Origin of the sequence: Paenibacillus sp. OK003, assembly GCF_900109515.1 — a bacterium.
Taxonomy (GTDB): domain Bacteria; phylum Bacillota; class Bacilli; order Paenibacillales; family Paenibacillaceae; genus Paenibacillus; species Paenibacillus marchantiae.
The window spans coordinates 129,164-151,296 of sequence record NZ_FOBD01000011.1 but is presented as its reverse complement, the minus strand read 5'-3'; the positions used below and the strand labels follow the sequence as shown (position 1 = coordinate 151,296).

General features: G+C 48.2%; 22 protein-coding genes. 17 read left to right on the top strand and 5 right to left on the bottom strand.

The genetic code is table 11. The features are described 5' to 3' along the window. Nucleotides 1-68 precede the first annotated feature (68 nt). The 7 genes from BMW94_RS18670 (at nt 69) to BMW94_RS18640 (ending at nt 8,222) form a co-directional block, all read left to right on the top strand. Nucleotides 69-1,049, top strand: a complete 981-nt coding sequence (locus BMW94_RS18670; RefSeq protein ID WP_091000480.1) for a LacI family DNA-binding transcriptional regulator — start codon at nt 69-71, stop codon at nt 1,047-1,049. Between the two features lie 208 nt (nt 1,050-1,257). After that, nucleotides 1,258-2,577, top strand: coding sequence for an ABC transporter substrate-binding protein (locus BMW94_RS18665; RefSeq protein WP_217648190.1), 1,320 nt, complete (start codon nt 1,258-1,260; stop codon nt 2,575-2,577). Nucleotides 2,578-2,781: 204 nt separating this feature from the next. Beyond that, a complete protein-coding gene (locus BMW94_RS18660; RefSeq protein ID WP_079697128.1) occupies nt 2,782-3,666 on the top strand; it encodes a carbohydrate ABC transporter permease in 885 nt (294 codons plus the stop codon). Continuing rightward, nucleotides 3,666-4,493: a carbohydrate ABC transporter permease gene (locus BMW94_RS18655; RefSeq protein ID WP_091000479.1), complete on the top strand. Its 828-nt coding sequence runs from the start codon at nt 3,666-3,668 to the stop codon at nt 4,491-4,493. The genes BMW94_RS18660 and BMW94_RS18655 overlap by 1 nt, the downstream gene beginning before the upstream one ends. Nucleotides 4,494-4,538: 45 nt before the next feature. Then, nucleotides 4,539-6,092 carry a glycoside hydrolase family 32 protein gene (locus BMW94_RS18650; protein WP_091000478.1) on the top strand — a complete coding sequence of 518 codons (1,554 nt, stop codon included), beginning with the start codon at nt 4,539-4,541 and terminating at the stop codon, nt 6,090-6,092. A gap of 216 nt (nt 6,093-6,308) precedes the next feature. Then, nucleotides 6,309-7,790, top strand: a complete 1,482-nt coding sequence (locus tag BMW94_RS18645; protein ID WP_091000477.1) for an alpha/beta hydrolase family protein — start codon at nt 6,309-6,311, stop codon at nt 7,788-7,790. Between the two features lie 24 nt (nt 7,791-7,814). Further along, on the top strand, nt 7,815-8,222 hold the full coding sequence (locus tag BMW94_RS18640; protein ID WP_063567097.1) for a MerR family transcriptional regulator: 408 nt from the start codon (nt 7,815-7,817) through the stop codon (nt 8,220-8,222). Between the two features lie 114 nt (nt 8,223-8,336). Here the strand turns inward: BMW94_RS18640 and BMW94_RS18635 are convergent, their stop codons facing one another. The 4 genes from BMW94_RS18635 to BMW94_RS18620 all read right to left on the bottom strand — a co-directional run bounded on the left by BMW94_RS18635 (nt 8,337) and on the right by BMW94_RS18620 (nt 11,674). Further along, complete coding sequence (locus BMW94_RS18635; protein WP_091000476.1) at nt 8,337-9,014, bottom strand: M14 family metallopeptidase; 678 nt, start codon at nt 9,012-9,014, stop codon at nt 8,337-8,339. Between the two features lie 95 nt (nt 9,015-9,109). Then, nucleotides 9,110-10,078, bottom strand: a complete 969-nt coding sequence (locus BMW94_RS18630; RefSeq protein ID WP_091000535.1) for an ABC transporter ATP-binding protein — start codon at nt 10,076-10,078, stop codon at nt 9,110-9,112. 22 nt (nt 10,079-10,100) lie between these two features. After that, entirely contained in the window at nt 10,101-10,901 is an 801-nt protein-coding gene (locus tag BMW94_RS18625) for an ABC transporter permease (RefSeq protein WP_091000475.1), read from the bottom strand. Continuing rightward, nucleotides 10,898-11,674, bottom strand: a complete 777-nt coding sequence (locus BMW94_RS18620; protein ID WP_063567100.1) for an ABC transporter permease — start codon at nt 11,672-11,674, stop codon at nt 10,898-10,900. The genes BMW94_RS18625 and BMW94_RS18620 overlap by 4 nt, the downstream gene beginning before the upstream one ends. 305 nt (nt 11,675-11,979) lie before the next feature. Between BMW94_RS18620 and BMW94_RS18615 the strand changes: the two genes are divergently transcribed. From BMW94_RS18615 to BMW94_RS18570, 10 genes are all read left to right on the top strand, one after another. After that, nucleotides 11,980-12,822, top strand: coding sequence for a DegV family protein (locus BMW94_RS18615; protein WP_091000474.1), 843 nt, complete (start codon nt 11,980-11,982; stop codon nt 12,820-12,822). A 135-nt stretch (nt 12,823-12,957) separates the two neighbouring features. Continuing rightward, the gene (locus BMW94_RS18610) at nt 12,958-13,677 is read left to right on the top strand and encodes a response regulator transcription factor (protein WP_302848008.1); all 720 of its coding nucleotides are present in this window, start codon (nt 12,958-12,960) and stop codon (nt 13,675-13,677) included. Beyond that, the gene (locus tag BMW94_RS18605) at nt 13,674-14,606 is read left to right on the top strand and encodes a sensor histidine kinase (protein ID WP_091000472.1); all 933 of its coding nucleotides are present in this window, start codon (nt 13,674-13,676) and stop codon (nt 14,604-14,606) included. The genes BMW94_RS18610 and BMW94_RS18605 overlap by 4 nt, the downstream gene beginning before the upstream one ends. A 128-nt stretch (nt 14,607-14,734) precedes the next feature. Further along, complete coding sequence (locus tag BMW94_RS18600; protein WP_091000471.1) at nt 14,735-15,658, top strand: ABC transporter ATP-binding protein; 924 nt, start codon at nt 14,735-14,737, stop codon at nt 15,656-15,658. After that, entirely contained in the window at nt 15,651-16,349 is a 699-nt protein-coding gene (locus BMW94_RS18595) for an ABC transporter permease (RefSeq protein WP_175480758.1), read from the top strand. The genes BMW94_RS18600 and BMW94_RS18595 overlap by 8 nt, the downstream gene beginning before the upstream one ends. 104 nt (nt 16,350-16,453) lie before the next feature. Next, complete coding sequence (thiD, locus tag BMW94_RS18590; protein WP_063567104.1) at nt 16,454-17,266, top strand: bifunctional hydroxymethylpyrimidine kinase/phosphomethylpyrimidine kinase; 813 nt, start codon at nt 16,454-16,456, stop codon at nt 17,264-17,266. A 242-nt stretch (nt 17,267-17,508) separates the two neighbouring features. After that, on the top strand, nt 17,509-18,189 hold the full coding sequence (locus BMW94_RS18585) for a response regulator transcription factor (protein WP_091000469.1): 681 nt from the start codon (nt 17,509-17,511) through the stop codon (nt 18,187-18,189). Beyond that, a complete protein-coding gene (locus BMW94_RS18580; protein WP_175480757.1) occupies nt 18,138-19,943 on the top strand; it encodes a sensor histidine kinase in 1,806 nt (601 codons plus the stop codon). The genes BMW94_RS18585 and BMW94_RS18580 overlap by 52 nt, the downstream gene beginning before the upstream one ends. A 20-nt stretch (nt 19,944-19,963) precedes the next feature. Next, entirely contained in the window at nt 19,964-20,509 is a 546-nt protein-coding gene (pssA, locus tag BMW94_RS18575; RefSeq protein ID WP_063566539.1) for a CDP-diacylglycerol--serine O-phosphatidyltransferase, read from the top strand. A gap of 13 nt (nt 20,510-20,522) precedes the next feature. Next, the gene (locus BMW94_RS18570) at nt 20,523-21,008 is read left to right on the top strand and encodes a DedA family protein (protein ID WP_053780148.1); all 486 of its coding nucleotides are present in this window, start codon (nt 20,523-20,525) and stop codon (nt 21,006-21,008) included. 408 nt (nt 21,009-21,416) lie between these two features. On the opposite strand, the gene BMW94_RS18565 is transcribed toward BMW94_RS18570, so the two are convergent. Further along, nucleotides 21,417-22,070, bottom strand: coding sequence for a transcriptional regulator (locus BMW94_RS18565; protein ID WP_091000467.1), 654 nt, complete (start codon nt 22,068-22,070; stop codon nt 21,417-21,419). Nucleotides 22,071-22,133 lie beyond the last annotated feature (63 nt).

The window sequence follows — 22,133 nt, the reverse complement described above, 5'->3', positions numbered from 1 at the left end:
TGGTCCCGGACTGGAAATACGTATATAATCATTAAGATATGAAGAATGTTGTAGGAAAAGAGGTTGTTATGGCAACAATTCATGATGTTGCACTCAAAGCAGGCGTTTCCGTAACTACCGTCTCGCGTGTATTGAACAATCGGGGTTACATCAGTCAGAAGACCCGGGATAAAGTGTACCAGACCATGAACGAGCTGAACTATCGTCCTAATGAAATTGCCCGTTCTCTGCTGCGCAAGCAGTCCAACGTCATCGGCTTGATTATTCCTGATGTGTCACATCCGTTTTTTGGTGAACTGGCAAATTATATCGAGTATCATGCATACCGGAACGGGTTGAAAATGATGCTGTGCAACTCACACATGGACCCTTCCAAAGAGCGAGAGTATGTGGAAATGCTCAAGGGTAACCGGGTCGACGGAATTATTATGGGGAGTCATACACTGGAAGTGGATGAATATATGAATCTGCATTCTCCCATCGTTACATTGGACCGGCAGATTGGTGCCGATATCCCATTTATTTCATCCGATAATTATCAGGGCGGAGTTATGGCGGCCGAATTACTGCTCGCGAAGGGCAGACGGCACGTGGCGCATATCTGCGGCAATCTGGAACTGCAAATGCTGTCTAATCGCAGAACGACAGGCTTTACGGATACGTTGGAGGCACATGGAATCAAGCCGGTCATAATCCATGAAACCGATCTGAATGTGTTCAGTCAGCATCAGTACACCGAATTGGTCGGAAAACTGCTTACTCAGCATCCCGAAGTGGATGGACTGTTCGTAACCAGTGATTTGATGGCCATTCATGCCTTGAAACAGATCGTGCTTCATGGCCGCAAAGTGCCCGAGGATATTGCAATTGTCGGTTATGACGACATCCAGGCGGCGGGGTATGCGATGCCAGGCATTACAACCATAAGACAGCCAATGGAGGCCATGGCTGAGCTTGCCGTCGAATTGATCCGAAGCCAGATCGCTGAGGAGAAAATCGGGATGGAGCATATTTTACCAGTCACACTGGTGGAGAGAGAGACGACCTGAACAAGGTCGTTTTTTGCATGCTTCTATTCGTCTATACACTGTAATGATCATTGTGCTTCTTCCAAAATACGTAATATAAGACGGTATAGATAGGGGAAGAAAAACTAGTTTATTTTTTTATGTCAAACGATTGACATGTCAAACCTTTGACATTATAATCTGATTTGTAAGCGTTTCCTTTTATATTAATGAACGGGGGCCATGACAGATGAAAAGAGAGCAGAAATGGATGAAATTATCGGTATTATCTTTAATTATGGTTGTGATGTTATCCGCATGTGGCGGTGCGAAGACAGAAACAGGCTCGGGATCATCCTCATCGGACGGTGATGTCAAAATCACGCTTCTGAATTCCAAAGCGGAGATTAACAGTCAGCTGGAACAGGCAGCCAAGGATTTTCAGGCCGAGAATCCCGGTATTACGCTGGAGATTGTGCCTGTAGGCAACGGTCAATCCCCATTTGAGAAAGCTTCTGCGCTGTATGCGTCCGGTAACCCGACAACGATGATGATGCTGGATACAGGGGATGTTGAGAAATTCAAGGATCGCGTTCTGGACCTCACTTCAGAGAAGTGGATGAAGGATGCCGTCGAGAATAGCACATCGGCTACCACATTTGATGGCAAAAATTATGCATTTCCTTTCTCCATTGAGGGATACGGTTTCATCTACAATCAGCAGGTGCTGGATCAGGCTGTAGGTGGCACATTTGATCCTCAATCCGTACAGACTACTGCTCAGCTTGAAGAACTATTCCAGAAGATTGCAGCCACCGGAAAATCGCCTTTGATTGTCTCTCCGATGGATTGGTCGCTCGGCGCCCACTACCTTGGGCTTGCCTATGGTGGACAGTCTCCGGATCGTGCGAAGGTCGATCAATTTATTAGTGATCTCAAGGCAGGGAAGGTTGATTTGGCTTCCAACACCGTCTTCAATGGTCTGATGGATACGTTTGATCTGATGAAGACCTATAACATCGACAAAGCGTCCCCTTTGTCCGGGACGTATGAGCGTGGACCCGAAGTGCTGGGAAAAGGGGAGGTGGGCATCTGGTTCCAGGGGAACTGGGCTTGGCCGCAAATTCACAGCTTTGATACAGCGGATGGAAAATACGGCTTTCTGCCGGTTCCTGTGAGCGACAATCCGGACGATTTTGGCAACACCCAGATTTCCGCAGCCGTATCCAAACGTATTCTGATCGACAAGGAAAAGAGCACACCAGCGCAGCAGGAAGCTGCGAAGAAATTTCTGGACTGGATTGTCTATGAGGCCAAAGGGCAGGATTTCCTGGTGAATCAGGCGACCATCATTCCGGCATTCAGCAATATCACTCTTGAACCGGCTGATCCGCTTGGCAAGTCGATTGGGGATTACATTAAGGCAGGCAAAATCGAGGAATCGATGAGTACACTTCCAGCCGACCATTGGTCCAAACTGGGTGCTTCAATGCAGAAATATTTGGCTGATGTAATTGACCGCAAAGGACTTGCCAAGGAAATTCAAGACTATTGGACCAAGGTAAAATAAATCCAACGTCAAAATAAACCAGAGTAGCTCAGGGCACAGGCGAGGAACATTCCTTACCTGCTGCCCTCCGGGCTTCTAGTGTTGCATATAGACAATGGACGGTATGCCGGGGACAAGAGGGTGGGGCGATGAGGATTTTCGAACTGCCATTCCCGTCTCCGGCCAATCGGCAGTCAATACAGTTGGACAGAGTGGAGGATGACAATGCTGACCGAAAAAGGATTATGGACCCGTCTGCGTACCCGACTGATTTTTACCGGACCGACGCTGTTTGCGTTCGCTACCGTCATGATTATTCCGTTTTTATACGGCATCTATTTGACGTTTACGAACTGGGATGGCATTGCTGTGGAGCAAAGTCTTGTGGGTTGGGACAACTATATCGGCGTGTTCAAGGACACCGTGTTCTGGACATCATTCGGGATGACGCTGGAATACGTATTTATTACGGTAGTGCTAACCAATGCGGTTGCATTCCTGCTTGCCTACGCGGTAACACGGGGCATAAAGGCGCAGGGCTGGTTCCGAGCGGGTTTCTTTCTGCCTAATCTCGTCGGTGGAATTGTGCTCGGCTTTATATGGCAGTTTATTTTTAATCAGGTGCTAGTATTTGCCGGACAGAAAATGAACATCCCGTTGTTCGCAGCCTCCTGGCTGTCGGACCCCGACAAGGCCTTCTGGGCCCTGATCGTCGTTACCGTTTGGCAATATGCCGGGTATATGATGGTCATCTATATTGCAGGGCTGATGAATGTGCCCAAGGATGTGATGGAAGCGGCCAGTATTGACGGGGCAAGCAACCGCAAGATGCTCGCACGGATCGTATTGCCGCTGATGGTGCCTTCGTTTATCGTGTGCGTGTTCCTGTCACTCCAGCGGGGCTTTATGGTCTATGATCTCAACGTCTCCCTAACCAGCGGCGGACCGTTCAAAAGCACGGAAATGGTGTCCATGCATGTGTATGAACAGGCCTTTCTGGCTCGTGATTACGGGCTTGGCCAAGCAGAGGCGTTTGTCCTGTTTATCCTGGTTGCCACCATTACACTGCTCCAGGTGTATTTCAGCAAAAAACTGGAGGTGGAGGCATAATGGCTGGACAATCTCGTATTTTGGGCTGGGCTAAGCTGCTTTCATTAATGGTAGCGCTGGTGTTGTTCATTTTTCCGTTTCTGCTGCTAATCACGAATTCATTCAAGGCCAATCAAGCCATTACATCGGACCCACTGGGTCTTCCAGCGTCCTTTCAATGGGATAACTACGTTAGCGCCTTTGATAAAATGGGATATATGTCAGCATTCGGGAATTCGTTGCTGATTACAGTGGCAGGTGTACTGCTGATCGCCCTGCTCGCAGCGATGACGGCTCATTTTTTTGTACGGCATAACAGCAAGCTGAACCAATATCTTTTTTTCCTGATGGTAGCGGCCATGATTATTCCTTTTCAAGCCATTATGATTCCATTGGTGAAAATATACGGTTCACTCGGTCTGCTGGATAACAAATGGTCGCTCATATATATGTACATCGGCTTTGGCAGTCCACTCGCTGTTTTCATCTATCATGGCTTTATCAAGAGCATCCCGCTGGAGTTGGAAGAAGCAGCATTAATGGACGGCTGCGGCAGAGTGCAGACCTTCTTTCGCATCGTATTGCCGGTGCTGCTGCCCACAAGTGTTACGATTGCCGTGTTGAACGTCCTGTGGATCTGGAACGATTTCTTGCTTCCTTCTCTGGTACTGACTTCTTCCGAGCAGCGTACGCTCCCGTTATCCACCTTTTATTTCTATGGGACCTATACGGTCGATTACGGCCCATTGATGGCTGGTCTCGTGCTGACGCTGCTGCCTGTGCTGGTGGTGTATCTGTTCGCGCAAAAGTATATCATTCAGGGTGTGATGCAAGGGTCCATCAAATAATCGGCTTGAGGCAAATTGCGGTAGAGAGACAGGAGTGATAGACATATGAATCAGGAACTGGACGTAAAACAGGAAACAGAAACAGACTTCAAACACAAGTCAGATAACCGACTGCCGGATACACAGCATCAGACGCAGGAAAGCTATACACTTGACCGGGCTGATGTTTACATCAGTGAAAATCGGCAACAGGTGAATCCAACCTATCGCCTGGCGTATCATTTGATGCCTGAAGTAGGCTGGATGAACGATCCGAACGGTTTTGTATACTACAACGGAATGTACCACATGTTCTATCAGCATTATCCCTATGCCCCGGTATGGGGACCCATGCACTGGGGTCATGCCGTCAGTCATGATCTGATCACGTGGTCTCATCTTCCGGTCGCGCTCGCACCGGATCAGAGCTACGACAGCGGAGGATGTTTCTCTGGCAGCGCGATCGTTCAGGATGGCAAGCTGCTGCTCATGTACACGGGACATGTCGTGACGGGACCGGATAAGGATAACGATTACCGGCAGACGCAGAATATTGCTGTATCGGGCAATGGGGTGGATTTTGTCAAAAGTGGCCTGAACCCGGTTATCCGTCTGGATCAGATTCCGGAACACACGAGTCCGAAGGACTTCCGTGATCCCAAGGTGTTTGAACGCAATGGCGTCTACTATTGTGTATTGGGTTCCAATGATACGAAAGGTGGTGGCTTAATCCTTCTGTATCGTTCAACCAATCTGCTGCAGTGGAGCTATGTCAATGTACTCGCTCAAAGTGACGGCACACTCGGGGACAACTGGGAATGTCCGGATTTGTTTTCTCTCGGCGGCCGGGATATTCTGATCATGTCTCCGCAGCGAATGCCAGCCCAGATGGACAACTATCGCAATTTGCACTCCACCGTTTACATGATTGGCGCACTGGATGAATCGCGGGGCGTACTGGAATATGAGCAATATCATCCGCTGGATTACGGGTTTGATTTTTATGCGCCGCAGACAACGGATGATGAGCAAGGACGTCGCATCATGGTGGCATGGATGGAGACGTGGGAGATGGATATTCCAACTCAGAACGGTCACCAATGGGCAGGGGCGATGACGTTGCCTCGCCAGATCGTTCTAAAGGGGGAGCGATTGTTCTTCCTGCCAGTCCCGGAGCTGGAGCAATATCGTTCAAATGAGGTTGAACAACATGACATCCGCTTGGACGGCACACGGGACTTGGGGATGGAAGGAGATCGATACGAACTGTTTGCCGTCTTTGAAGCAGATCGGGCAGAGCAATTTGGATTGAATCTGCGTACCGGCGAGGGAGAGGAGACGGTCATTGCCTATGATGTGCAGCAGCGCAGACTCCGTCTTAATCGAGATCATGCAGGAGCCGGGCCCGGAGGTGAACGTGCTGCTGAAGTGCAGCTGCATGACGGTAGACTGGAGCTGCGAATTTTTGTGGACGTCTCGTCGGTTGAAGTATTTATTCAAGGTGGAGAGAAGGTTATGACAGCTCGTATTTATCCTGGGCCGGAATCCATCGGGATCACAGCGTTTTCCTCAGGAGAGTGTACCTTGACTGAAGTTCGCAAGTGGGATCTGAAGGTATAGCATTTTTCGACCTCTGTAGAGATGCTTGCTTAAATTGTGTTAAAAAGAACTGTTAACGTGGACGTATTCGATCCCAAACAGTTCTTTTTGATTTGAACGAAATTTGTTTGAGAAATTTGTTTGATTTATCGAAATTTAGATCAAAATATACCTTGACCTTGAAGTATACTTCAAGGTTTATCCTTGATGTATTACAACATGTTGGAGGTAAGAACGATGAGAATTTTGGAATGGATGTTGGTCATTGTTACGGTTGTTAGCGCAGTTGTCATATTATTGGCTCCCAAACGTCGGGCAGTGAAAGTGGGTACGTTGTCGGCACTGGTACTGATTGTCCTATTGCATGGGGTAATCAATCATTTTCGTGTGCAGCTGCTGCCCACCTATATCGTAGCTCTTTTTGTACTGATTGTATTGGCGATTCAACTGTGGAAGTCCGGACGCCGTATGCAAAACATACAAAAACCGAAACGTCGTTCGTGGTTCAAAACCATCTTGGCATCCATTCTGGTATTGGCTCTTAGTGCAGGTTCAATGGTGCTAACATCGATTTTCCCTGCATTCACGATGCCTGAACCGACAGGTTCATTCGCCATAGGCACCTATACGCAGCAGCTAACGGATGAATCCCGCGAAGAGACCAAGACGGCTGAAGCGGGTGATAAGCGAGAACTTATGATTAATGTCTGGTATCCTGTAGACCAGGAAACAGCCAAAGGATTACCGCTAGAGCATTATCCTGCCGAGTTGGGAGAGGCAATCAGTCTCGTATTTGGCATTCCACCGGTGGTGTTCAGTTATCTTGATACGATTCCCACGCATGTGGTCAAAGGCGCTGAGGTGTCTGCCGCACAGAGCAAGTATCCCGTATTGCTGTTTTCACCTGGAATACGCTCTGCACGCTTTCAAAGTATGACCGCGATTGAGGAACTGGTAAGCCACGGCTACATTGTTGTTGGGATCGACCATCCGTATACCTCAGCTCAAGTGACATTCCCGGATGGACATGTTGCTTCTTATGAGCCGGATCCTGAAGATCTAACGTCAGAGGAAGTGTATCAACATAATATAGAAGGTGTTGGCATTCGTGCAGCTGACGCAAGCTTTGTACTGGATACGCTCACCCAGTGGAATAAACATGATCCGAATCAACTGCTCGAAGGCAAGCTTGATCTGGATCATGTCGGTATCTTTGGTCACTCCTACGGTGGTGCGACAACAGCGGAAGCACTGGCGCAGGATAGCCGTTTCAAAGCAGGACTAAGTTTGGAAGGCGGATTCTGGGGGAGCGTATCCACGACAGCCTTGAAACAGCCGTTTATGTATATCATGTCAGGTGGAACAGCCAAAAGTTTTGACCCGAACGCCACTGCCAAGGATAAAGTGTTTTATCCCGAGTTTGAAACGGATTTGGATCGGGTGATGACAAGCAGTCTCAATGACACGTATTACTTGACCGTGGATCATTTCTTCCATCAGAGTTTCACGGATATTCCGTTAATTTCACCTAAACTGTTTGCCAAAGGCATAACACCAGAGCATAATGTGGACATTACAAGATCATATACATTGGCCTTCTTTGAACGTTACTTGAAGGGAGAAGAGCAGCAGCCTTTGCTGGAAGGGTCGTCAGACCGTTTTCCCGAGGCCACGTATGATACCAAGTATACCAAGCTGCGGAGCAATCAGGCGGAATAACGCGGAGATGGATGGAGGCGTAGCATGAAAACCATGACAAGAGGAGAGTTAGCCAAACGTACGGGTGTGAGCATGGCAACGCTGCGGTACTACGAGGACAGTGGAATTCTGCCTGCTCCCCGTCGTTCGTCCAATGGATATCGTGTGTATACCGAGGATTATCTGGTTAAGGTCAAATTCATTAAGGATGCTCAATCACTGGGTTATTCTTTAAAAGAAATACAGGATACGTTACAGCTGCTCAGTCAGGAAGACATGGAGAGTGAAGCACTTAAAACGCTTGTACGTGACCGAATTGAAGAGATTCAGTCGCATATCGATAACCTGCAGCAGATGCAGACGCTTCTTGCCGGGTTGCTCCTGACGCCAGAGCATGATATTCACAATTACATTGAATCTTTCCGAATCAACAAGGAAGATGGCAATTCATAAGGTAACCCTGTAACCAATAAACACCTTCGAAGATCCTCCCTGACGCGTTTGGCGTGAGAGATATCTTTGAAGGTGTCTTTTATGTTTCCGGCTCTTCATAACGATTCAAGCAATTCAAAACAGGCCTGCTTCGCGCAGGAAATGGTGCACAATTTCTGTCTGGTATTTGATCCGGTCTGATCGGTTCAGACTCCAGCAGGTCTCCACGGTAACCGAGCGGGCTTGAAGCAGGCGAGCTGCGGCTGTTCGTGCTGAACCGGGCAACTCATGTTGCTTCAGATTGAAGTGCCTGTCACGAATGGGAATCGACCGATTCATTCGCCCTATAATTCGTTTGCATACCGGAACAGCCTTGCTGCCCGGATTGGTAATCAGGGTTTGTCCTAGTACCCGTGAGCTGCGTTGGGATAATCCATTGGCTTCATGTAGGTCCAGCCACCAGGCAGGTCCATATTGACGGGCAAGCCGAAAGACAGCGGAAGCAAGCGGATGTTTGGCTTTGCCAGAAATATGCCGTGGGAAGGTGCGATTTAAATCAGGTTTTCCTCGGCTGTTGTTTCGATAAGCCTTTTGATTCACTCGTGGAATAATAATGAGGAGTCCACGAGCCACGTGTCGCCGCCCTGCCATGCAGTCATTAGCCAGCTTCTGCGCAGCGGCCATGCTCGCGGTTTCATTTCCGTGAATGCCCGATGTAATCATGATGACGGGTCCGGGCTTCGTGCCTCGAACGAGGTAATAGGGAGTGGCGTGTGCACTGGATGCAGCAAGTGTGTGTTTGGTAACAAGCATGACACTTCACCTCCGCTATTACAGTACGTCATGTCCTTCCCGCATGTAACGGCATTTGAACAGGCCCTCATCCAGTTCTGAATAAAATAGGCCAGTCAGTACACTCGATGAATAATATCCTCGAAATCCGGTTCTTTCATCTCGACATCCTCAATCTCGCCCCATTGTTCGAGCTGCTTCAGAATGTCCATCGTGCTCCACTCTTTTCGATTTACCTCCACAGTGACGATCTGGTTCTCTGCCCCTGTGATCTGAATGGCGGTTGATATAGCATCCGGGATATGATACGAACCGCGATACGTCACTCGAATAATCGTTGGCAGACCGATGGTGTCGCGCAGAGAGGGGATGGAGCCGTCATACGTAAGTTGACCGTGATTGATCACCATCACCCGACTGCATAGCTGCTCAATATCGTCCATGTCATGAGTGGTCAGCAGAATCGTTTTGCCAAACTCCTCATTTAATGTACGAAGGAATTGACGAATGTTCCGCTTCGCGTTCACATCCAGTCCAATCGTCGGCTCATCGAGAAAAAGCAGTTCCGGGTCATGCAGCATGGAAGCTGCCAGATCGGCACGCATTCGCTGTCCAAGCGAGAGCTTGCGGACAGGCGTAGCCCAGAACGATTCCAGATCCAGCAGCTCGGCGAACTGGGCTAATCGTTTCGTTTTGTCCTCGGCATGGACGCCGTACATTTCAGCCAGAATATCATACGAATCCTTCACGGGCAGATCCCACCAGAGCTGGCTGCGCTGTCCGAACACAACACCGAGGCGTCCAACCGTGCGGCGTCTTTCCTGGTGTGGATTCATACCACCGAGCAACACCTCACCCGAGGTCGGATGAAGGATACCCGTCAGCATTTTGATCGTGGTGGATTTGCCAGCCCCATTGGGGCCGATATATCCAACAAATTCTCCTTTGCCAATATCAAAGCTAATGTCTCGAACCGCTTCCTTGGACAGATACTCACGTGAAAACAAGGTGCGAAGCCCGGAGAACCGGCCCTCGCGTACCACAGGGGTTTTGAATTCCTTTTGCAGATGCCGCGCTGTAATCATAGTCATGTCGATATTTTCCTCCTTAGCTACCTGTACTTTGATATTTGGTTAACCCGAATTTCCAGAAACGCAGACTTGCGGCCAGACTCAGGATGGCTACAAGGATAATGACAACAAGAACCCACGCACCTAATTCGCCGCGAAGCAGATAGAGTGACGGGACATAGTTAACGAAACCCACCGGGATTACGGTCAGCAGAATGCCAGACATCCATTTGGGATATAGCGTCAGTGGATATTGGGCAGCCGTACGCGCCGCATCCTCAGTGATGGTCTGCAGTTCTTCAATGCGTGTGGTCCAGAATCCAAGCGTTGCCGTAGCAAGCCCAATCGAAAAAAGAATGATGGCTCCGGTCAAGATGACGAGCAGTGAGAAGGGGATGACAGTCCAGCTGATCTGTCCGCTATGCATCATGCCTGCCAGAGACCAACAGAGAATAAACCCGCCTTGCAACACTTCACCAGCCATGATGCGGAAGTTTTGTGGCAGTAAGGCCAGCAATACGGGCATCGGACGGGTTAACAGTTGATCGAGTTCGCCGCCGACCAGATACTTTTCCAGATGATGCACTTCGTTGCCAAACGTTCGATATAGTGTCTTGGATAGGGTCATGATCGCGAATAGGTAACCAATTTCATAAAGGGACCAGCCTTGAATGGCTCCGAATTTGTGCAGCACCAGAGCAACCATCAGAAACTCGGAGATTTGAATCAATGCGGCCAGAACGGAGGCCATGACAAAATTGAACTTGTATTGCATCCGACTGCGGATGCTTGTTCGAATGAGCATTTTATATAAAGTGAACCAGAAAATTGTTTTCATCCGCCCTGCACCTCCACTTTACGGCGCAGTACCTGGGTGATCGCCAGACAGACGAATGTCATGAGGACGCACCAAATCAAGGTTCCCCATAGTAAGGAGCCATTTTCATAACCCAGATAGATTCGGGTCGGGACATAGAGCAGGAAAGGATAGGGAGATAACCAGGCAATTCGTTCCAACCAGTCTGGCAGCCATTCCAGCGGAATGAAGAAACCAGCAAGCAGATTCATCATGGCGTGATTGCCCCAATGCAGCCAGGAGGACTCCGTCGTCCACATCGCGGTGGCGCCAATAATGTAATTCATGCAGATGGATAAATAGGATGCGCCGGCAAGACCAATTGCGGCAAATAGCAGGGTTGAAGCCTCTGAGGGCCATTGCAGAGAAAATACGATGGAGAAGAGCAGGTAAATCGGAATGCTTTTGTACACGAACTGGTAGGCAATCTGCCCCCATTCACGTGCCATCAGGTGGGTGAACAGATGAACCGGCCTCATGAGATCAAGCGCGATCTGCCCTGTCCTGACCGTGAGTGGAATACCAAGTCCATTGGTGAGAAAACCCGAGATCCAGAGAGAGGATTGCGTAAACGCAATGTAACTGACCATCCCCTGTGTCCCGTATTCTCCGAGAGAGTGGTCGGCCCCGATGCCAATCCAGAGACAGGCATACATGTAACCGAACATGGCGCTTGCCAGGTTATGTACCATGTGGGCCCCGCGGTATTGCAGGTTCCGGGAGTAGGCTTTGGAAGCCAGAGTGAAATAAAGCATGTGACACCTCCGATAAGTTGGTTGAACGGCGTTTCCGTTCACTTCAGTCAAGGCGAAAAAGAGAGAAGGACAACAGCATACCAATATATTCCTTCACAGGCAAGACATTTTTTTGGCATATACCGGAAGAAATGAGGCTGTTCAACAATGCGCCACAAGACAGCGGTTTGTCCGTTCCTTTATACTTGGGGAGCAATAACGCAAACGTTTACAATATGAACTATTCAAATTTTAAATAATCCGCCGGGCATGTGCCTGACGATTGAGGATACAGCTTCAACAATCCGGCAAGAGAGAAGGTTGGAATGAGTAAAATTGCATGGGTCACGGACAGTACGAGCACACTCGATCCGCTATTTGCTGAGCAGAATCATGTGTACATCGTACCTCTGCGCATCGTTTTTGGAGAGGAATGTTATCGGGAGACAGAAGACATCTCTTCGGAATTGTTCTATGAGAAACTCGAGGAGGCTTCACGCGCAAGCAGTTCACAGCCGCCGATTGGTGAATTTATTGAACTGTATGAGTCGTTGAAGGATCAGTACGATGAGATCATAACCATTCATTGCTCCACTGCGCTTAGCGGTACGCTGCACACATCGATGCAGGCTGCCGAGATCGCAGGTGTGACGGTTACCGCCATTGATTCCAGAGCAGGCGCGTATCCGCTGCGGGAGATGATTATGCAAGGATTGGAATGGCAGAAGCAAGGCCAGACAGCAGCCGAAATCAAACTTCACATCGAACAGATGATTGATAACATGTCCTTTTACCTTATTCCAGCCAGTCTTCAGCATCTACACCGCAGTGGGCGTGTGTCGGGGACCCAGCTTATTCTTAGCCAATTGTTAAAAATTCATCTGCTGCTTCGATTTGAAGAGGGCAAAGTGGTTGTGAATGAGAAAATTCGTACGTTCAAACGGGCCAAACAGCGCATGCTGGATGTGCTCAAGCTGGACATGGGGAAAGTGAAGCATGTATGCATCATGCATGCCAACAATCAGGAAGAAGCCGTTACAATCAAACAGCAGATTGCAGATTTGCTTCCCCGCCTGAAGACGGAAATTATGCCTTTTATCCCGGTGGTAGGCATTCATGCAGGTGCGGGAACGATTGGACTATGCTGGATACGAAGCGAGACGGTATAAGGTTGTACATGAGACCTGGCAGGAGGTTCACTTTGATACATGAAGTGGCGATCCTGCCGGGTTTTTCGTATTTTATTGCCAATTGATACAAACTGTGAGGTAATAAAGGAAAACGATCAAGTTGGAGGGAATATCGTGTCAGGTTATCGCTTGCTGCTTGTTGAAGATGATCGCTCAATTAGTGAAATGGTCGGTCCTTATTTGGAAAAAGAGGGCTATGACGTCTCGTATGCATATGACGGATTGGATGCGGAACGTCAATTCAGCCAATCACCGTCAGGCTATGACTTGGTCATTCTCGATCTGATGCTGCCGCACAAAAATGGGATGGAAGTGCTCCAGACCATCCGTGCCACCAGTCTGGTGCCTGTGCTCATCCTGTCTGCAAAGGACGGAGAGGTGGACAAAGCCCTCGGCCTGGGATTCGGCGCTGATGATTACTTGAGCAAACCATTCTCGTTGATCGAGCTGACCGCTCGGATCAAAGCGGCTATTCGTCGTGCCAACTATACCGCACAGCCTGCAGCTGTGGTCGCTCCTAAGGCACAGCGCATTCACATTGGCGGACTTGTGGTTGATATGGATACGTATGAGGTGGAGCGTGATGGCATATCTGTAAAGCTTACTTCCAAGGAATTTGGCATTCTCAAAATGTTTGTCACCCACCCTGGCAAAGTATTTACCAAGGCTCAAATCTACGCTTCGGTCTGGAACGATCATTATTATGGCGACGAAAATATCATTAATGTTCATATGCGCCGTCTGCGCGAGAAGCTGGAAGTTGACCCCTCCAACCCCCGGTATATCAAAACATTGTGGGGGATCGGTTATAAGCTGGAGGTGGACCCGGCATGACGTTGATCTTGGCTTTTTCTACCGGGATTTTGGCTCTTGTCGTCATTCTGTTGAGCGTAAGGCTGCATAAACGCAGTACCCATCTAACTTACATACATGAGAAATTGACCTCTATTATAGAAAAAGGTACATTTGAGCGTCTGCTTGTCTTTAACAGTGATCCCCAAATCAGCCAGCTCCTTAAGGACATGAATCAGTTACTGGATCATGCACATCGGGCTAAGGCGGGTTATGCCAATCAGGAGAAGGAGATGCGCAACATGCTCTCCAATATCTCACATGATCTGAAGACGCCGCTTACGGTTGTGCTTGGTTATAGTGAAACGCTGCTGCACAGCACTTCCCTAACCGATCAGGAACGCGTGATCATGACCGGAAAAATCCAGGATAAGGCGCAGGAAGTGCTGCGTCTGATTCATTCCTTTTTTGATCTGGCGATGCTGGAGTCGGGGGATAACGAGCTTGCACTGACCAGGGTCAATGTAAGCGAATTGTGTCGCTTGAAGATGCTCTCTTTTTATGACATGTTAACGAATCTGGGTCTGCAAGTGGAGCTGTCCATTCCGGAAAGCGATGTCTTCGTGAAAGGCAATGAGGAAGCACTGGACCGTGTGCTGGATAATCTGATCACCAATGCCATGAAATATGGAGCAGATGGCAAGGTGCTTGGCCTTTCACTGGAGTATTCAATAGGGGAACAGGTAACACTTAGCATCTGGGATCGGGGTAAGGGCATTCCTGAACAAGAGCACAGTCGTGTATTTGAACGCATGTATACGCTGGAGGATTCACGTAATCGTCTCTATCAGGGCAGTGGTCTGGGGCTGACCATTACGAAGCGACTGGTGGAGCGGATGGGCGGAAGTATTGAGCTCCATAGCGTACCTTTTGTAAGAACAGTATTTTTGGTTTCATTAAAACCTTGTTAGGTGCAATTTATAGCTTTCACGATAAGCTTAAGGTTTTTGTAAGATTTGATTAATAAAAAAGAAGACTTTTCTCTTTACAATACAGATATAAGAACCCGTCAGGGACGAACGTAAAGGAGAATATGAACATGACCTATATTGCGCGGACCCTAGGTGTGACCAAGACGTATGCAGGGGCAGAGGTTGTATCAAACGTCAATATGAGTATCAAGCAAGGGGAGATCTACGGGTTTCTTGGTCCGAATGGAGCGGGGAAAACGACGATGATGAAGATGCTGACCAACCTGGTGAAGCCAACTGTAGGCGAGATTGAATTATTCGGAGAAAAGCTCACCCCTACCTCTTATGAATTGCTGAAACGAATGGGCAGCATCATTGAATATCCTTTTTTCTACGATAATCTGTCGGCCAAGGAAAATCTGGATCTCCATTGTGAATACATGGGGTTTCATAACAAAAAGGTCATTAACGACATGATGGAAAGTGTAGGTCTCAAGGACACAGGCAAGAAGCCAGTTCGTGACTTTTCTCTGGGGATGAAGCAAAGACTGGGCATCGCTCGTGCGCTGATCACAACACCGGAACTGCTCATTCTGGATGAACCAATCAATGGTCTCGATCCCTTAGGCATCAAGGAGATGCGCGATTTGTTCAAACGTCTCAGCTCCCAGTATCGCATTACCTTGCTAATCTCCAGCCATATCCTTGGGGAAATTGAACAGGTTGCGGACACCGTTGGGGTCATTCGGAATGGGCGTCTGGTTGAAGAAGTATCCATGGACAGCATTCGTGGGAGCCACAGCGAGTACATTGAGCTGCAAACGTTGGACCCGCGTAAAGCGACCTATGTGATGGAACATCAGCTAGGGTTGAAAAATTATAAAATGATCGATGACCATACCGTACGTATCTATGATCCGGGCATTGCTCCATCGGAATTGACAGGCAAGCTGATCGGGCATGGCGTTGAGATTGAATCCATTTTCAAACGGGCACATTCATTGGAAGAACACTTCATGAACTTAATGAAAGGGGATGGGGACGTTGCTTAAACTGATCCAGCTGGAACTGCGCAAACATCGCTTTGCCCGAAATTTCAGAACGGCAGGTATCGGTAATCTCGTTCTTATCCTGTTTCTTATCATGATTGGATTCACCGATCAGGGGGCAGAAGATTATGCCTTTGTGAATTACCACGTCTCTTTCATGTTAATAGATACGTTTGCCAGAGCTGTTTTTATCATCTTTGGCGGTGCGCTGATAGCGAAACTGATTATTAGTGAGTATCGAAATAAAACGATGAACGTTATGTTTACCTACCCGATTAAGCGCCAGAAAATCATTGCTGCCAAGCTGATTATTATCTTTGTTTTTACCTTTGTGATGATTTTGTTTACGGATCTGCTGATGGGAGCATTGTTAGTTATCACAAACCATTTCTACTCCTTCATTCCCGATACGTTGACGATGAGTGATGCACGGGTACTGCTGCTGAAGTACACCATTAGTTCCTTGTCCGCTGCGGCCATGGCTCTGATCCCTCTATTCTTCGGAATGCGTAAACATTCGGTCACGACCACACTGGTATCATCCATTCTGCTTGTACTTGTAGTGTGTTCAGGATTCAACGGGCCTACGTTCTCCATCAATACGGTTATCGTGATTCCATTAACACTGGGGGCGATCGGACTGTGGATTGCTTCGCTGTCCATGATTCGTCTGGAGACAAAAGATGTGAACTGATTCCTTTGGAAACCATACTCCGTATGGCCTCACATGGCATTGACATCTGCTCGTACAAGGGATAGGATAATGTCAACTGAAGGACGAAGGAGAATGCAACTACCATGACGATTCCAAAAACATTAACAATCGCTGGTTCGGATACGAGCGGCGGTGCTGGGATTCAAGCAGATTTGAAAACTTTTCAGGAGCTTGGTGTGTATGGCATGACTGTGCTGACTACTGTTGTGGCTATGGAGCCTGATACATGGGATCACCAGGTCTTTCCTGTGGAATTAAATGTAGTCGAGGCTCAACTGCGCACCGTTCTGGATGGCATCGGTTTTGATGCAATGAAGACGGGGATGCTGGGTTCTGTAGACATCATTGAATTGGTTGCGAAGCACATCCGCCGGAGCGGACTACCACAGATCGTTATCGATCCTGTAATGGTCTGCAAAGGTACGGACGAAGTGTTGCAACCAGAAAATACGGAAGCAATGATCGAATTCCTGTTGCCGGGTGCTGATCTGGTTACCCCGAACCTGTTTGAAGCTTCGCAGCTCGCGAAAAGTGGACTGATCCGCTCCAAGGAGCAGATGGAAGCTGCAGCAGCTGTCATTCACGATCATGGGGCGAAACATGTCCTGATCAAGGACAGAGGCGTGATTAACCCGGGCAAAGCGATGGATCTTCTCTATGACGGAACGAACTACGAATGGTTTGAAGCCGATGTTGTTGGCTCCGGATATACACATGGTGCAGGCTGCACCACATCTGCGGCGATTACCGCAGGTTTGGCGCGCGGTCTTACCGTGAAAGAGGCTGTTCGTGAAGGTAAAGCCTTCGTGACCAAAGCGATTGCTGGCGGATTCCCGCTGAACCGCTTTGTTGGCCCAACGTTGCATGTAGCACACCGACTGGAGAATCAACGCTAAGCGGTGCGCACATGTAGTGTGTAATTGCGGAGAAAAAGCATGGTTCAGCCGGAAGTAGCTGTCAATGAGCAGAGGATTGCTCGTTGGCGGCTTCTTTTTTGTGCGAAAACGTATGTGATTTAGTAACTTTTGGTATATATTAATCGTATATAAGATGGAGTTCATTCCAGAACATGGCTGGACACACGGACGACACACGGAATCGTTATGTTAACAACAGAATGCTAAAAGGAGAGTCGGTCATGGTCAGAACAGTGCTTCTGGTGGAAGACGAAAGCCGCATTCGTGAGATTGTGGCCGATTATTTCATAAAAGAACAATGGAACGTTATTGAAGCAGAACATGGGGTGGAGGCGCTGGAATTGCTGGCACTGCATGAAGTGGATCTGGTCATTCTGGATGTGCTGATGCCAGAAATGGATGGATGGACCCTCTGTGGGCATATTCGTTCCCAGTCGACCGTACCTATTATAATGCTGACTGCCCGATCGGAAGATGATGACAAGATTCATGGCTTCCAGCTCGGCGTGGATGATTATGTAACGAAGCCATTCAGTCCTCGTGTGCTGGTGGCACGTGCAGAGACATTAATGAAGCGGGTAGAGGGTGCGGTGAGCAAGGAGCAGACCGTGATTCAGTTTGGAGGCGCAACACTCGATCCCTGGGCGCGGCGGCTTGAGAAAGATGGAGTCGAAGTGGAGCTTGCTCCCAAAGAATATGACCTGCTGCTGTATCTAACTCGCAATCAGGGAATTGTGCTGTCCCGCGATGCCATTCTTAACCGGGTATGGGGATACGACTTTGAGGGCGACTCGCGTGTGGTGGATACCCATATCAAAAAGCTCCGCAGCAAGCTTGGAGATGAAGCCAAGTGTATCCGAACCGTGATCGGGACCGGTTATCGATTCGAGGCCGAGGCATGAGACGTAACGGTGTAACAATGAAACTGTTTCTGGTCATGGCCGGATTCCTGCTTCTTCTATATGGAACAACCGTGATTGCCCAACTGGTCTGGTTCCCGGACTTTTATCAGCATCAGAAGATCAGCAGCATTAAGAAAAAATTGACGAAATTCGAACAACAATATTCCGCTGGTCATTGGAACGATGTGCAGCTGGCAAAGGAAACAGGAAAGTTCATGCGGCAGAATCAGTCGCATCTGGTCATCCTGACGAATACAGGCAAGCTGGTTAATGACCCATTCCACATCGTGCTTCTGCAAGAGGATGGCAAGCAGGTAAATATATCGCTGTCGTTGTTTATCAACAGTGAGAACGCAGGCTGGCTTGCTTCACATTTGAAATATGGTCAGCAATTAACCGTTACAGGCTCGGCAAGTGGCATGAATGATCCTATGGTTTATCCGCTGAAGATAAAGGATCAGAGCTCCGTGGTCAGCGGAACGGAAGATTTTCAGGAGTTAACGGAGCCGGTAGAAGAATGGTCAGGTACATTGAAGGAAGTTGTTCTTCCTAACCTGGGAACATGGAGCCAGAGACAGGGTCTGCTCGTACAGGCGCTGGATAGCCGTTTCCCATTATCTACGGAAGACCAGATCAGTCTTGCCAACGGAAAAATGATTAATGAGGAATGGACCGATAGCTGGAGTGGTGTACGGAATGTGCTTACCATTGCTCCGGTGCACAGCTCCGGGCCCCAGCAGCAGCTCATTTTTTCTCTGACGTCCCTGCAGGAGATGAGGGAGGCGAGTGAAGCTACACAACTATTTTATGCGTATTTTGGTATTGCTGCATTTGTGCTGATTGTGTTCCTTTCCCTGCTTCTGTCCCGAATCGTCACCAAGCCATTGCTTGCCCTGAACCATGTTGCCAAAAAGATGTCCACCCTTGATTTCACAGTGAAATCGCCCATCCGCCGCAATGACGAGATTGGCAGTCTGTCCAATAGTCTCAACGCGCTGTCAACGACACTGGGTCAGACTTTGGAAGAGCTAAGGCAGGCAAACAGTCAGATGCGCACCGATATGGAGATGAAGCAGCGGATTGAACAGCGTCAACGGGAGTTTTTTGCCGATGCATCTCATGAGCTCAAAACGCCTATCAGCATCATCAAAGGGTACTCCGAAGGGTTGAAAGATGGGGTCAGTGAGAGCAAACGTGAGCGCTACATCGAGATCATTGCCGATGAAGCAGTCAAAATGGAAACGATGGTCGAAGAGATGCTGGATCTGGTTCGGCTGGAATCCCAAGCGATTAAGCTGAACACCGATGCGGTAGCTCTTGGAGATATGATAGAAGATATTGCTGGACGTCTGGGACCACAACTGAAGGACAAGGAACTGGAGGTTGTACTGGTCTCCACCACAGAGCAGACCGTTGAGGGAGACCGGAGCAAGTTGGAGCAGGTCTTCTATAATATGATGATGAATGCTATACGTCATGCCGTTCCTAAGACCGATATTATGATTGAGATCAGCAGGCCGGAAGGGCAGGTTCGAATCTCCATCGAGAATCAGGGTGAGCAGATTTCGGAAGCGGAGCGGCAGTACATCTGGGAAAGATTCTACCGCGTGGAACGCTCGCGTAATCGCAAAATGGGGGGGACCGGGCTTGGCCTGGCCATCGCGAAGCAGATTCTCGATTTGCATGGATGCAGTTATGGCGTGGAAAACACGCCGGACGGAGTCCGTTTTTATATTATTTTTCCTAATGCTTAGTACGAAGGGGAGTCAAGTCTATGAAATCTTTACCGTCCATTCTAACGTTGGGCAACTTAACTTCAGGCATGCTAGCTGTCATTATGGCTATTCATGGTGAGTTTGCGCTGGCCGTGACGATGATCTGGGTAGCCATGTTCTTTGATCTGTTTGACGGGTTTGCAGCCCGCAAGCTGCATTGTGAGGGTGAATTCGGGAAAGCGCTGGATTCATTGGCGGATGTTGTTTCGTTCGGGACCGCACCCGTGTTGATCCTATATTTGAACTCCATGAATGAGGTAAGTGCACTGGGTATGGCGCTGACAGCATTATTCCCGGTTTGTGGTGCATTGCGTCTTGCCCGTTACAATTGCCAGAAGACAGCAAGCCATGGTTTTGTGGGTATGCCGATTACGTTTGCAGGCGGTCTTATGTCCTTTTTCGCGCTCTGGAGTCCTTATTTTACTCATGGTGTAGCCTATCTTGTCATTATCGTATTATCCGGTCTAATGGTTAGCCAAATCCGATTCCCGTCTCTAAAACAAGTGCTAGCCCCCCATGAGAAGGATATTGTGGAACCGAAATAAGGAGCGAGTCAGTATGGAATTTGCAAGAGAATTTATTGGTCAATATGGTTATTTCGCAATTTACGGACTGCTGGCTCTTGGCGTGATTGGCATGCCTATTCCGGATGAGGTGATGATGACCTTTGTCGGTTATCTCGCCTCCATCTCGGTGCTGAATTATTCGGTGTCCATCGTTGTCAGTTTTGGTGGAGCGTTTACTGGAGGTCTTCTGAGTTACACCATTGGCAAGAAGGCCGGTCGGCCACTGGTTGAGAAGTATGGTAAATGGGTCGGGGTTAACGCCAAACGGCTGGGCAGGGTGGAGTCCTGGTTTTTGAAATACGGATACTGGTCCATTATACTGGGCTACTTCATTCCAGGCATTCGTCATCTGATGTGCTGCTTCTCCGGAATCAGCCGCATGGCCATAGGACGATACGTGCTTGTCTCCAGCATTGGGGCGTTTATATGGTGTGTCGTCTTTATATCGATCGGCTTTTATGTAGGTGTGTTAACTTAAAATGGGACAGCCTGTTACGAACAGGCGAGGATAAAGACCTCTTGTGCATGCAGTGGTCTTTTTTGTTTGTGCTGGACTTTGAAGAACATATTCACTTTAACGGACATTAACCAACAACCAACCAATCAGAAAGAGCTTTTAGAAGAGCTGCGACGAATTCAATCTAGGAGAGCCAGCTATAGCGCTCTTTTCAATGAACTATAGACTATAACCAACCTGAACGAATTTTAACGAACTGGAATGTGCTTATTATTGAGTTATTGGCGATGTTAAAATTCTAACGAATCACATCATTCTTATTTCACGAAAAGTTGGATGTATAGTCGTAAATGAATCGATTTCCCAGAAATAACGTGAATTGAATTCGTTAGATAACGGGCGAGACGAATTTCGGTGAAATAGAGTGTCCTAGGTTCGTAACGCATATGTTCGATATCTTTGCTTGCCATTTGCGACATATAGTACCTGATGATCGACCAACCTGTGTAGAATTCTTCGAGCATGTTGTTCTGTGATCCGCAGATGGGTTGCTAGTTCCGATGGGGTAAAGGGACGCATGATGCGTCTGGCATAACGAATACACTCTGCTTCGAGCCAATTGAAAGATGACGGTGTATCTGTGGCAACGAATTTCCCCATGAAAGAAAGCACAAGTTGTTGGCAACGTTTAGGTTCCTCCTTTATGGAAAGATAAGCTATCGGCAAAAATGTCCAATCATCAAGTGTCAGCAAACAATGCCGCCAGCATAGATCTTTAAAGCGACGTACATCGAGATCTCGGGCGTGCGGCCCATATCCTTGTATTTCGATTCCTCCCTTAACGCCGTTACCTGGCAAATAAGCCAGATCAAGATACCGATAGCCGTTATGAAAATCCCGAACCTCCCATTCTGGTTGCAAATGGTTGAAGTTCTTTACAACCGGGAACCAAACCGAACGTAGAAATTCCATAGTACCATGTTCGAGTCCATTTTCTATTCTTGAACGCACTCTAAGGTTAGTTTCCTTCTCCAGAAGTGAGTGTATCCATTCCTCATATGCCTGTTCAAATCCAATGCTCATTGTAATCATTTCCTCCTTATGCATATCAAATGAATATTATAAAAAACTAAAAGCCGCTCTGAA